The organism is Prevotella sp. TF12-30 (assembly GCF_003436715.1).
In the GTDB taxonomy this organism is placed as follows: Bacteria; Bacteroidota; Bacteroidia; order Bacteroidales; family Bacteroidaceae; genus Prevotella; species Prevotella copri_A.
This window is the reverse complement of record NZ_QSQJ01000002.1, coordinates 97925-109653: the sequence shown is the minus strand read 5'-3', so window position 1 is coordinate 109653 and position 11729 is coordinate 97925. Positions and strand designations below refer to the sequence as shown.

Below are 11729 nucleotides of genomic sequence, written 5' to 3'. Positions count from 1 at the left end.
CTATATCGCTATTGAATTCTTCACTCTTCGTTCTTCACTCTTCACTTACTTTTGCTTTTTACTTACTTTTTGTAACCGTGTGAATGATTTTTCCATCCTTGTCAATCATCGACATTCTGAGCTGCTTCTTATCTGCAGTAAATACAGAGAAACCATCGGCAGGACTGCAGAACACGGTGCCATCGATAGGCTTCACAGGACGAGCCAGAGAGGAAGAGGAATTGACTACGTAGTCGATGTTATCGCCCTTCTTTTGGATGTGCTGGAAGTTGTGGATGTGACCGCAGGCATAAATCGCCACATTATTATATTTATGGAGGACAGGAAGGAGGCGCTTCTGCATGTCGAGGCGCTCATTCTCTTTCTTCGTGGTGTAGGCGTAGATAGGATGATGGCCTACCACGATGACCCAATCTTCCTTGGCATTCTTCAGGGTTTCGTCGAGCCAGGAGAGCTGAGCCTCAGCATCCTGCTTGCAGGCATCAGGATAGATTTCCGGATTCTTGCGATAGGAATCGATGAGCGGAGTGGTGTCGAGGAAGATGACACGGATGGTGGTTCCCTTGTGGTCGAACACCTTGGTGTAATATTTGGCTGGCATCATCCAGCGGCGGCTCACCTTGCCGTAGTCCATAAAAGCCTGGGTATTACCACGATACTCATGGTTGCCGCAAACCGGGAACCAATTGAGCATCAGGTCGGGATGAGAATAAACATATTCATAATTGGTAAGCCACAGAGGGTCCTGGGTAGAAGCCACGCCATTGAAATGGTGGATGTCGCCCACGGCAAGTACGCATTCCGGATCTACCGTACCCGCCATCTCGCCCATCAGTTCGGCGATAGGCTTCTGGTCGTAGTAGCCGTTGCGACCCATATCATTGGTCATGTAGAGGGTGATTTCGCCCTTCAGTTTCTGCCATTCGGCAGCATTCGCCTTCCAGTTAGGATTCTGCGGAATAGCGGTTGCTGCACTCTGAGAACAGGTGGTTAATGCTGTGTTTTGAGCCTGAGCAGTCAAGCCTCCGCCCAACAATAAAGCCGAAGCCAAAACTACAGTAGCTACTCTACCTTTCATCATAGCAAAGCCATTCATGCTGCTATGCTTACCCGATACTTTCTTTTCCATTTTTCTTTATCTGACTATAATACATTATTAAATATTGATGATACCTTTCCCCTTTCGGGGTGGAATCTGTTAAATTTCGGGTGCAAAGGTAGGGGTATTATGTGTCAATGAGGTTACAAGGATTTGAATTAGCAGATAAAAGATACTACAATCTTATTACGGGAGTTTCCCCCGATGCTTTTAGGGAAAATCATACGCTGGTTTATGGTTTTCCCTTTGCTTTTTTCAGCTATTCTCTCTATCTTTGCACCAGAAATAAATAAATGCAGTAATAACCCTTTAAAGAGAAGATCGTTATGAAAAGAATGATTATGACATTGGTTGCAGCATGGATGATGATTGCATCTATGAATGCTCAGAGACTGACAGATATTCAGGCTGAAGCCCGTTTTATCACAGATAAGATGGTGGTGGAACTGGGATTGAGCAGCGTTCAGCGCAACAGCATCCTGAACATCAATCTCAATTATCTCAATGGCATCCAAAGCTATCGCGACATCGATGCCTACGGCTGGCATTACCGCAACAAGCAGCTCAAGCGCATGATGACCGCCAGACAATGGAAGAGATTCAAGGACTCTTACTATTTCTATCGCCCTATCGGCTGGCAGAATCATGTGTATGTTCACCATATTTACACCAAGTATCCAAAGCATAACTGGGGACACGACAAGCGCCGCCCTCGCCCAGAGTGCAGCTACGGAAGACCGGGATGGCCAGGCGGTACCCATATAACTTATGGACCTGGAAAGCCAGACAAGCATCACAAACATCACAAGCATCACAAGCACGACAAGAAGTGGAAGCACGACAAGAAGAAGTGGAAGCACGATAGAGATTGGGATGATGACGATGATGATGACGATGATGATGATGATTGAGATAATGACTGGGATGATGACTAAGATTAAGATGAAATTAAGACAAACATTCGATGATAAAACAGAAGAAATCCAAGCTAGAGATCATTCTCCGGCTTGGATTTCTCGTTAAATAAAAACTAACTATGCCGACTAACTAATAACTAATCATTAATAATTACCATTCATTAATTACTAACAAAACGTCTTCCACAATCTGCTCATCGAGCAGGCGATTATCCGAAAGCAACTGCTGCACATCATATCTATCGTAGAGACCCTTTCTGATGCCGCCCACCATCACCTTCATTTCTGAAGTGCCATAGTAAGAGGCGATGCGCTCTCCGAAGCCGCCATCCTTCGATCCATCCTCCAGGGTTACCACCAACTGATGGTTTGCCTTCAGACTATCCAGCGTCTCGGCATCCACCTCATTCAGATAACGGGGATTGATGAGCGTTGCATCGATACCCTTATCAGCCAACAAGCGGACTACATTCTCGCCCTTCTGATAGAACGAACCGGCGGCGATGATTGCTACCTTCTCGCCCTGGTGCATCACCTTGTACTTTGCCTCGTAGCCATACTCAGCATCAACGGCTTCTGACGTATGAACCACGCCATTGCTTGGCACGCGGATGGCGATAGGTTTCTTATCCTGCAGAATGCTCCAGCGGAGCATGGCGAAATACTCCTCGCAGGTGGTTGGAGCCAGATAGATGAGCCCCGGAATGCTGCAGAGCATCGGAACATCGAAAAGGCAGATGTGGGTAATGTCGTTCATCGAGTTCACTCCGCCTCCTACCACGTTGATTACGGCTGGGTTGGAATTGATGCAGAGGTCTTGCGCAATCTGGTCGTAGGTACGTTGGATGAAGGTGCTGTAAACGGTCCATACCGGATGCAATCCGCCCTTCGCCATTCCCGAAATCATGGCCACCGCCTGCTCTTCGGCGATTCCCATATCAATGTGCTGCTTGCCAGCCAACTTTCGCTTATCGGCAGTAAAACCACCTGCGGTAGGAGTACCGGCGGTTACGGCGATGAGGGTCTTATCCTGCTTCATCTCGCTGAGCATCCAGTCAGAGAATAAAGTGCCGTAATCCTCTGTTGGAGCAACCTCCGGAATGGTTCCATCGGCATTCTTTCTTGGTCGGCTGCCATCTTCCAGGTTGAAAGGCATTCCCCAATGCCAAGCCTCCTTGTTGGCTACAGCTGGCGCAAATCCATGACCTTTTTCTGTGTGAATGTGAACCACGGTAGGCTTATCCGTATCCTTCACGCTCTCGAAAACCTGGATGAGTTTTTCTATGTCGTTACCCTCTTCCAGATACTTGTATTCAAAGCCCCACGCCTTGAACCAGTTGTGCTCGCAGGTGCCGTTGCTCTGGCGCAGGGCACGCAGGTTCTTATAGATTCCTCCATGATTTTCGGCGATAGACATTTCGTTGTCGTTCACCACGATGATGATGCCCGTGCCGAGTTCCGAAGCCTCATCCAGTCCCTCGAAAGCCTCGCCGCCCGAAAGGGAGCCGTCGCCGATAATGGCGATGATGTTCTCATCGGTACCCTTGACGTCGCGCGCCTTCTGCAAACCGGTGGCAAGACTCACGGAAGTAGAAGTATGTCCCACCTCAAAGTTATCATACTCCGGACATTCGGCAGGAGAAGAATAGCCCGAAATGGCATTCATGTCATCCACATCGCCGAGGAATCCCGCAGCTCGTCCGGTGAGCACCTTATGCGGATAGCATTGGTGGCTTACGTCAAACACGAGCTTATCCTTTGGCGCATTAAAAACGTAGTGAAGCGCCACGGTAGCCTCCACGAATCCCAGGTTCGGTCCCACATGACCGCCATGCTTGCTTACACGGTTCAGCACAGCCTGTCTGGTTTCATCAGCCACCACCTGCAGCTCCTTCAAATCCAGCTTCTTCAAGTCGGCTGGCGACTTTATCTTCTCAATATACATTTTCTTATATTTATAATTATGATTTCCGGGTGCAAAGATACAAAGAATCCAGAAAACATGCATTACCCAAACTACAGAAAATATGAATGATTTTCCGGAAAACTCATCTGGGAAATCAGCCTGCTGCCTTATCCCTATCCTTCAGAATTACAGCCATGTTATCCAGCGCCCAGTCTATCAGATGATCCATAATAGGAATAAGGGTTTCAGTACGGGGTGTGAGAGAATACTCCACTCTTGGCGGAACCTCGGCATAAGCCTTGCGGGTAACGTAGCCATCAGCCTCCAACGACTTTAACGTGCTGGTAAGCATTTTCTGCGAAATATCCGGAATCAGCTTACGCAGGGCATTAAACCGGAGGGGACCATCCTGATGAGATTTCAGGGTGTAGATTACCAGTAGCGACCACTTGTCGCAAACGCGAGCCAGGACATTACGGATGGGACAGTCCTGCACTACCATTTCTTTTATCATTCTTGCCATAATCAATCTTCTTATATTCTACTATAATATTCTGCAATAATCTATAATATTCTGCAAAACTCTGCAATATTCTGCAATAGGCTACAAAAGTAACTAATATCCGGAAAGATACCAAACATACCAAGTTAATCTAAGTTAATGCTTCTTTTTTCTTTCTCCCATTCCCACGCAATAGTTACCTCCCGGTAACCATCTTACCCCCAAGTGCCTTCTTGCAGGAACCAGTTTTTTTCAGTATCTTTGCAACGCAATTCAGAAATAAAAGCTGAAAGCAGAAGTATTCACAAATTCACAATAAGAAATAACATAAAGTGAAATAAAGAAAGAAAAATATAAATATTAAAAAATAACAGACAAGATGAAAGAAACAAAGATTATTGCAAAGGCTGAAAACTTCACAGCCACAGATTTTGGTAAGATGAGTGAATTCAAGGACTACACTTTAGAGTTGGGGCCTGAGATTAAGATTCCCGGAAAGGTATTCGGAGGTCAGAGCGTGAACGCTACTGGTGGCGAGTTCTCATTCCAGAGCTTTGCTCCTGGCACAGAGACAGGCTTCCTCCATACTCACAAGAACCACGAGGAACTGTATTTCTTCCTCAACGGCAAGGGCGAGTTCCAGGTGGATGGCAAGGTATTCCCAGTTCAGGAGGGAAGCGTGGTGAGAGTAGCACCAGACGGCAAGCGCTCCGTTCGCAACAACGGTACAGAACCGCTCGTGATGCTCTGCGTGCAGTATAAGGGCGAAACCTTTACAGCCGAAGATGCAACCGACGGCGTGATTCTGAATGATAAGGTGGAGTGGTAGGAACTACTCCACCCAAGATGCGCTTGGATGAACATACGCCGTCTTTTCTGGTTTGACTGCCAATTAAGTTTCCAAATTGCAAAATAAGTAGTTCAAAGAGCGAATAGCCCCATTTTGAGGCATTTTTAAGGCTGTAGTTGCGTGCTAAAGTTGTTTGACCAACTAATGAACACTTAACTATTCGCCAGAGTTAGTTAACGCCAACGGCAGAATATAACTACCCAAGGCTATTGTTTAATTTAAATAGAACCCACTTTTTCAAGTGGACTCATACAACAAATCATGAAGAAAAAAAATGTTATAATTCGACTGATTCGCAATGCAACTTTGCGAATTCATTATGCTGGAAAAGAGATACTTGTTGACCCCATGCTTGCCGAAAAAGGCACTTTGCAGTCGGCCCTCGGAGTATATAAGACACCAAGAGTACATCTTACGATGCCGATGAATGAAATTACGGATGGTCTGGATATGGTATTGCTGACACACAACCATATTGATCATTACGACCCGACAGTGAAACAGCATTTAGCGAAGAACATCCTGTTCCTGACACAACCGCAGGATAAAGAGGGTATTAAGCAGGATGGTTTTACCAATGTAGAAAGCATTGAAAAAGACAAAACCATTGGAGATTTAACCATTCATCGCATCCAAGGGCACCATGGCTTCGGACAGATTGGAGAAATGATGGGGCCAGTATCCGGCTATGTGCTTACCGCGTCTGGTTTCCCTACCGTATATATAATGAGTGACTGCAAGTGGGAGGAGTGTATCCGTCAGACCATAGAACAGTTTTCTCCCGATTACATCATAGTGAACAGTGGAGGTGCAATATTCCCTGAATTTTCTCGAACAGAAGGTTCTATTATTCCCGACGAACAGGAAGTTATGACCATGCTTGATGAACTTCCCGCTCACATCAAACTAATAGCAGTCCACATGGAAGCTACCGATCATGGGCAGACCACACGCGCAATTCTGCGTAACGAGGCCATGCATCACGAAATAGAAATGAGTCGCCTGATTATTCCTGAAGATGGAGAAACAATAATATTATGAGCGTCTGTATCAAATCACTTATAACGATGAAAACGTATGGATGGGAGTTACTGTGACTAGGGCTTCCGAGAAGAAACGGCTGAAGGAATTAAAAGGTCACATTCGCTCTAAACATTATCATGCTACTTTTGAACCTCTCTTCGAGGATGTTGGTGAGATAGATTTGGAGGGTTACGAATGGATTGTTATAGGAACGGAAACAGACAAAAGGAAAGGGAAAGTAGATGCCAATCCTGAATGAGTACGTCATATTGTAGAACAGGCGAAAAGAAATCACATTTTGGTATTTATGAAAGAAGACCTTTTGCCTATCATGGGAGAAGACCGAATGATTCAAGAGCTACCAGAACAATTTATAGAAAAAATATGGAAAAGGAAATAATCAGAGAAATAGATGTACAGAGTGTCATGACCAAATCTTCGCTGCCGGTCGGCGGGTATTCGGTCAATCCCTATGTAGGCTGTCCACACGCCTGCAAATATTGCTACGCCTCGTTCATGAAACGTTTCACAGGACATACCGAACCGTGGGGAGCATTCCTGGACGTGAAGAATTGGAAACCGATAAAGAATCCACACAAATATGATGGCGAGCGTATTGTGATAGGTTCTGTGACGGATGGTTACAATCCGTATGAAGAATCTTTCCGTCGTACGCGTAAATTGCTCGAAGAACTACATGGAAGTAATGCCGAGATTATGGTTTGTACGAAATCCGACCTCGTCCTGCGTGACCTCGATCTATTGAAAGGTTTTCCTAAAGTAACGGTATCGTGGTCGGTCAATACGCTTGATGAGCGGTTCCGCACGGATATGGACAATGCCGTGAGCATAGAACGTCGCCTGAAAGCGATGCGTCAAGTCTATGAGGCAGGCATCCGTACCGTATGTTTCGTTTCACCCATATTTCCGGGAATAACCGATGTGAAGGCGATTATTGGGGAGGTGAAAAATTATGCCGATTTGATATGGCTTGAAAATCTGAACCTGCGTGGACAATTCAAAGGAGGAATAATGACGTATATTCGTGAGAAATATCCCGAGTTCTTTCCGTTGTACGAAGAGATATACAACAAGAAAAAACTTGATTACTGGCAGGCTTTGGAACAGGACATATCCCAGTATGCACAAACACAAGGCTTTCCCTATCGGGTGAACGATTTGCCTTACGGACGCTCCGAAAAAGGTAAGCCTGTCATCGTGAACTATTTCTATCATGAGAAAATCAGGCTCAAAAACAAAGGGTGAATGCCGTAAAAGGATAATGGATATGGTCAAAGATGAGCCCGGACCCGATGATATCTCACATCAGGTATGAACAAAAATCCGCGATAAGGACAACCCACGCCGATTGACATTGTCGCCAACAATGACAGTGGTTTATCGGGGATTATTATCCAAAAGGAGTAAGTTTCTCAGATTTTATTTGTACTTTTGCCATGTCATTTATCGAATTCTCTTGTTTTTTTTGCAACACTAATATAAGTGAATTCTTTGACATAACAAAATCCTGAGCAACTTTTTGTTGCTCAGGTACTTAAAAAATATTATAAACTATAGTGTTGCGGAATTAAGGGATGCTCAAGCTTTTCCTTTTTCTTGAGCTTCTTCACCACTTCGGAATAGCTGTGGCGAATCAGGACCTGGATGAAATCATCTTCCAGCGTGCCATAAAGGTTTACCTGATTCCAGTATTTCTTATTCCAATGCCATGCGCCTTCTATTTCGGGATGGACTTCCCGAAGTTCGAGGGCGTAATCGGCATTACATTTCATCGTAACCCACTCGGGGCGCTCCAGGTCAACACAGGCAAAGATCTTGCCCAAAATGCGAAACGCCAAGGTCCGCTCATCAAAAGGAAAAGCCTCGGTTACGAGGGGAAGCGAGAGGCAATACTCTCTAACAGATTCTATATTCATTATTTCTTCACACTAAATTAATTCTACATTTCTTCTCATTATATTTTAATTCTACTTGCTGAGATGCAGCTTATCCTATAAAACTTGCTAAGATGCAGCTCTTCCTACAAATATAGTGCAAAGATAATGAATTCAGATGAAACGGCAAGCCTTATTCCATAAAAAACAAAGCTAATCAGATAAAATTCCGTTATATTAAAATCCTTCTCTTTCCTTATCCGTAATTTTGCAACCTCACCACCATCCATCTCAAGCTCCGTTCCTATCATCGCCGATAATCTAAAACCGTAATTTTCCGTTTTTATATTTTTTTCAATAAAAAATTTGGTAGTTACATAATTTTATTGTAGATTTGCAGCAGATTTTTAAAAGAAGGAGTGACTATGCAGAAGAAAAAAGATAAAAACCTGATGAAAACGGATGTGAAGCCGATGAAAAAAGGACTGCTATCCCAAATATTCCATCTCTATTACGATGGTTTCAGGACGATGACCCTGGGCAAGACGCTCTGGACCATCATCCTCATCAAGCTTGCCATCATCTTCCTGGTGCTCAAGCTCTTCTTCTTTCCGGATTTTATCAATACGAATTCCAAGAACGGAGACAAGGCTGGCTTCGTATCCAAGGAAATTCTGAACAGATAAAGCTCTGGATTTCAATCCCATACTATCGAATATTATCGAAAGAAATAAAATACAAAAACATTATATAATAACAATTTTAAAACCATTCAACTATGATGACAAATCTTTTGTTAGACATTACATCAGCCACCATCGACTGGTCGAGGGCGCAATTCGCACTCACGGCCATCTACCATTGGCTATTCGTGCCCCTCACCCTGGGACTGGCAGTAATCATGGGCATTGCCGAAACATGCTACTACCGCACCAACAAGCCGTTCTGGAAGCACGTAACCCGTTTCTGGCAAAAACTCTTTGGCATAAACTTCGCCATGGGTGTTGCCACGGGAATCATCCTGGAGTTTGAATTCGGAACCAACTGGAGCAATTACTCCTGGTTTGTGGGCGACGTATTCGGCGCTCCCCTCGCCATCGAAGGCATCCTGGCATTCTTCATGGAGAGCACCTTCGTGGCGGTGATGTTCTTCGGCTGGGATAAGGTGAGCCGGGGCTTCCACCTAGCCTCCACCTGGCTCACGGGACTTGGAGCCACCATTTCTGCCTGGTGGATTCTCGTAGCCAACGCCTGGATGCAATATCCTGTGGGGCAGGAATTCAATCCCGACACCATGCGCTTCGAGATGACCTCGTTCCTGGATGTGGCACTCTCGCCATTCGCCATCAACAAGTTTACCCACACCGTCACCTCCTCGTGGATCATCGGCGCCACCTTCGTAGTAGCCGTAAGCTGCTGGTATCTCCTGAAGAAGAGAGAAACCCAACTTGCCAAGGCGAGCATCAAGATGGGTGCCGGCGTAGGACTCATCGCTACCCTGCTGGCTGCGATGACCGGCGATAACTCCGCCTATCAGGTGGCACAGGTGCAGCCGATGAAACTGGCTGCGATGGAAGCCTTATATAATGGTGGAAAGGACGAGAGCCTTACGGCGATAGCAGCCGTTCACCCCTTCCGGCAGCCCGATTACGAAAGCGAGCAGGAGCCAGCCATGCGCATCGCCATCCCTAACATGCTCTCGTTCTTAGCCACCCGCACAGCCGATGGCTACGTGCCAGGCGTGAACGATATTCTCAAGGGTTACACCCGCGAGGATGGTACCCGGGAACCATCCGTGCAGGAGAAGATAGCCCGGGGCAAGAAGGCGATTGTTGCCCTGAAAACCTATCGCGAAACCAAGGCGCAAGACCAGCTGCCAATCTTGAAGGAGAATATGAAATACTTCGGATATGGTTACATCAAGGACGCCAAGGAACTGGTGCCGAGCATCCCTATCTGCTTCTACGCCTTCCGCCTGATGGTGGGAGTAGGATGCCTGCTCATCCTCTTCTTCGCCCTCAGCCTCTTCTTGGTTTATAAGAAGGAAATCGCCCAATACCGATGGTTCCTCATTTCCGCCATCATCATGATTCCGCTGGCTTACATCGCCTCAGAATCGGGCTGGATAGTAGCAGAAATCGGTCGCCAGCCTTGGACCATCCAAGACCTGCTGCCAGTAAGCGCCGCTATCTCCGACATCGAGGCAAGCAGCGTGGCAACCACCTTCTTCATCTTCCTGGCACTCTTCACCACCATGCTTGCCGTGGAAATCAGCATCCTGGCGAAGCAGATTAAGAAAGGACCGGAATACGAATAATCTCTCTGATAATCAATGTTTTTCAGAAAGATTTCGAAAAGAATCATAGGATAGTTTTTCAGTAAACAACAAAACCCGAAAGTATTATGACATACGAATTTTTGCAATCATACTGGTGGTTCCTCGTATCATTATTAGGAGCCCTGCTGGTGTTTCTCATGTTTGTACAGGGAGCCAACACCTTGATTTTCTGTTTGGGAAAAACAGAAGAAGAGCGTCGCCTCATCATCAATTCCACGGGCAGAAAGTGGGAGTTCACCTTCACCACGCTCGTCACCTTCGGCGGAGCCTTCTTCGCCTCGTTCCCATTGTTCTACAGCACCAGTTTCGGCGGAGCCTACTGGCTGTGGATGATCATCCTGTTCTCGTTTGTGATTCAAGCCGTGAGCTATGAATTCCAGAACAAGATAGGTAATTTTCTTGGACCGAAAACCTTTCAGATTTGCCTTATCATCAATGGCATCGTAGGTCCTTTGCTTCTTGGCGGTGCCGTAGCCACCTTCTTCAACGGCAGCAATTTCCTGATAGACAAGGGCAATATTACCAACAGTCTGCAACCCGTCATCAGCCGATGGGCAAACGCCAGTCATGGTCTTGATGCCCTGCTCGACCCATGGAACGTGGTGCTGGGACTTGCCGTACTGATGCTAGCCCGCATCCTGGGCATGCTCTACATCAAGAACAACATCGAGCACCAGCAGATTCAGGAGCGCTGCACCCGCCAGTTGCCATGGAATGCCCTCATTTTCCTATTGTTCTTCCTGCCGTTCCTCATCAGACTAATGATAAAGGATGGATTCAGCACTTCTTCCTGCATTACGATAGAGAGCATGAAGTATCTTCACAATCTTCTGGAGATGCCAATCCTATCAGCCCTATTATTAATAGGAATAGTACTCGTACTCTTCGGCATTTTCAAGTCATCGAGAAGCGTGGAGTATAGAAAGGGAATCTGGTTTACGGGCATCGGAACCGTGCTCACCGTGCTGGTTCTTCTGCTGATAGCCGGCTGGAACAATACCGCCTACTATCCGTCGAACATCGACCTTCAGAGTTCGCTCACCCTCGCCAACAGCTGCAGCAGCGAGTTCACGCTCCGCACCATGGCGATAGTTTCCCTCCTCATCCCGTTCGTCCTCGCCTACATCGTCTTCGCCTGGCGCGCCATCGACCGCAAGCGCATCACGCAGGAAGAGATAGAGCAGGGAGAAGCTTATTAA

12 protein-coding genes are annotated in these 11729 nt (G+C 46.3%); 8 read left to right on the top strand and 4 right to left on the bottom strand.

The features are described from left to right. Positions 1–58: 58 nt before the first annotated feature. Positions 59–1129, bottom strand: coding sequence for a metallophosphoesterase (locus DXD25_RS01625; RefSeq protein WP_117661485.1), 1071 nt, complete (start codon positions 1127–1129; stop codon positions 59–61). 296 nt (positions 1130–1425) lie between these two features. On the opposite strand from DXD25_RS01625, the gene DXD25_RS01620 reads away from it, so the two are divergent. Continuing rightward, positions 1426–2010: a hypothetical protein gene (locus DXD25_RS01620; protein ID WP_118311764.1), complete on the top strand. Its 585-nt coding sequence runs from the start codon at positions 1426–1428 to the stop codon at positions 2008–2010. A gap of 157 nt (positions 2011–2167) precedes the next feature. On the opposite strand, the gene DXD25_RS01615 is transcribed toward DXD25_RS01620, so the two are convergent. Continuing rightward, entirely contained in the window at positions 2168–3961 is a 1794-nt protein-coding gene (locus DXD25_RS01615; protein WP_117661483.1) for a 1-deoxy-D-xylulose-5-phosphate synthase, read from the bottom strand. 115 nt (positions 3962–4076) lie between these two features. Next, positions 4077–4445 (bottom strand): helix-turn-helix domain-containing protein, encoded by a 369-nt coding sequence (locus DXD25_RS01610; RefSeq protein WP_117661482.1) that lies wholly within the window; start codon positions 4443–4445, stop codon positions 4077–4079. A 358-nt stretch (positions 4446–4803) separates the two neighbouring features. Here DXD25_RS01610 and DXD25_RS01605 point away from each other — a divergent pair, with 358 nt between their 5' ends. From DXD25_RS01605 to DXD25_RS01590, 4 genes are all read left to right on the top strand, one after another. After that, positions 4804–5253, top strand: a complete 450-nt coding sequence (locus DXD25_RS01605; protein WP_117661481.1) for a cupin domain-containing protein — start codon at positions 4804–4806, stop codon at positions 5251–5253. Between the two features lie 282 nt (positions 5254–5535). Beyond that, complete coding sequence (locus DXD25_RS01600) at positions 5536–6315, top strand: MBL fold metallo-hydrolase (RefSeq protein ID WP_117661480.1); 780 nt, start codon at positions 5536–5538, stop codon at positions 6313–6315. 4 nt (positions 6316–6319) lie between these two features. After that, on the top strand, positions 6320–6556 hold the full coding sequence (locus tag DXD25_RS17070; protein ID WP_262924334.1) for a DUF5131 family protein: 237 nt from the start codon (positions 6320–6322) through the stop codon (positions 6554–6556). A gap of 125 nt (positions 6557–6681) precedes the next feature. Continuing rightward, positions 6682–7563 (top strand): radical SAM mobile pair protein B, encoded by an 882-nt coding sequence (locus DXD25_RS01590; RefSeq protein ID WP_117661479.1) that lies wholly within the window; start codon positions 6682–6684, stop codon positions 7561–7563. A 299-nt stretch (positions 7564–7862) separates the two neighbouring features. Here DXD25_RS01590 and DXD25_RS01585 read toward each other — a convergent pair whose 3' ends face one another. Continuing rightward, on the bottom strand, positions 7863–8234 hold the full coding sequence (locus DXD25_RS01585; RefSeq protein ID WP_117661478.1) for an MmcQ/YjbR family DNA-binding protein: 372 nt from the start codon (positions 8232–8234) through the stop codon (positions 7863–7865). A 431-nt stretch (positions 8235–8665) separates the two neighbouring features. On the opposite strand from DXD25_RS01585, the gene DXD25_RS01580 reads away from it, so the two are divergent. The 3 genes from DXD25_RS01580 (at position 8666) to cydB (ending at position 11729) form a co-directional block, all read left to right on the top strand. Then, positions 8666–8878: a DUF4492 domain-containing protein gene (locus DXD25_RS01580; protein ID WP_117661546.1), complete on the top strand. Its 213-nt coding sequence runs from the start codon at positions 8666–8668 to the stop codon at positions 8876–8878. Between the two features lie 95 nt (positions 8879–8973). Beyond that, positions 8974–10509, top strand: a complete 1536-nt coding sequence (locus DXD25_RS01575) for a cytochrome ubiquinol oxidase subunit I (protein ID WP_117661545.1) — start codon at positions 8974–8976, stop codon at positions 10507–10509. 86 nt (positions 10510–10595) lie between these two features. After that, positions 10596–11729 (top strand): cytochrome d ubiquinol oxidase subunit II, encoded by a 1134-nt coding sequence (gene cydB / locus DXD25_RS01570; RefSeq protein WP_117661477.1) that lies wholly within the window; start codon positions 10596–10598, stop codon positions 11727–11729.

Excerpts from the sequence above, each read along its gene's own strand:
- DXD25_RS01625 (WP_117661485.1), bottom strand. The coding sequence starts at position 1,129 with ATGGAAAAGAAAGTATCGGGTAAGCATAGCAGCATGAATGGCTTTGCT.
- DXD25_RS01620 (WP_118311764.1), top strand. The coding sequence starts at position 1,426 with ATGAAAAGAATGATTATGACATTGGTTGCAGCATGGATGATGATTGCA.
- DXD25_RS01615 (WP_117661483.1), bottom strand. The coding sequence starts at position 3,961 with ATGTATATTGAGAAGATAAAGTCGCCAGCCGACTTGAAGAAGCTGGAT.
- DXD25_RS01610 (WP_117661482.1), bottom strand. The coding sequence starts at position 4,445 with ATGGCAAGAATGATAAAAGAAATGGTAGTGCAGGACTGTCCCATCCGT.
- DXD25_RS01605 (WP_117661481.1), top strand. The coding sequence starts at position 4,804 with ATGAAAGAAACAAAGATTATTGCAAAGGCTGAAAACTTCACAGCCACA.
- DXD25_RS01600 (WP_117661480.1), top strand. The coding sequence starts at position 5,536 with ATGAAGAAAAAAAATGTTATAATTCGACTGATTCGCAATGCAACTTTG.
- DXD25_RS01590 (WP_117661479.1), top strand. The coding sequence starts at position 6,682 with ATGGAAAAGGAAATAATCAGAGAAATAGATGTACAGAGTGTCATGACC.
- DXD25_RS01585 (WP_117661478.1), bottom strand. The coding sequence starts at position 8,234 with ATGAATATAGAATCTGTTAGAGAGTATTGCCTCTCGCTTCCCCTCGTA.
- DXD25_RS01580 (WP_117661546.1), top strand. The coding sequence starts at position 8,666 with ATGAAAAAAGGACTGCTATCCCAAATATTCCATCTCTATTACGATGGT.
- DXD25_RS01575 (WP_117661545.1), top strand. The coding sequence starts at position 8,974 with ATGACAAATCTTTTGTTAGACATTACATCAGCCACCATCGACTGGTCG.
- cydB (WP_117661477.1), top strand. The coding sequence starts at position 10,596 with ATGACATACGAATTTTTGCAATCATACTGGTGGTTCCTCGTATCATTA.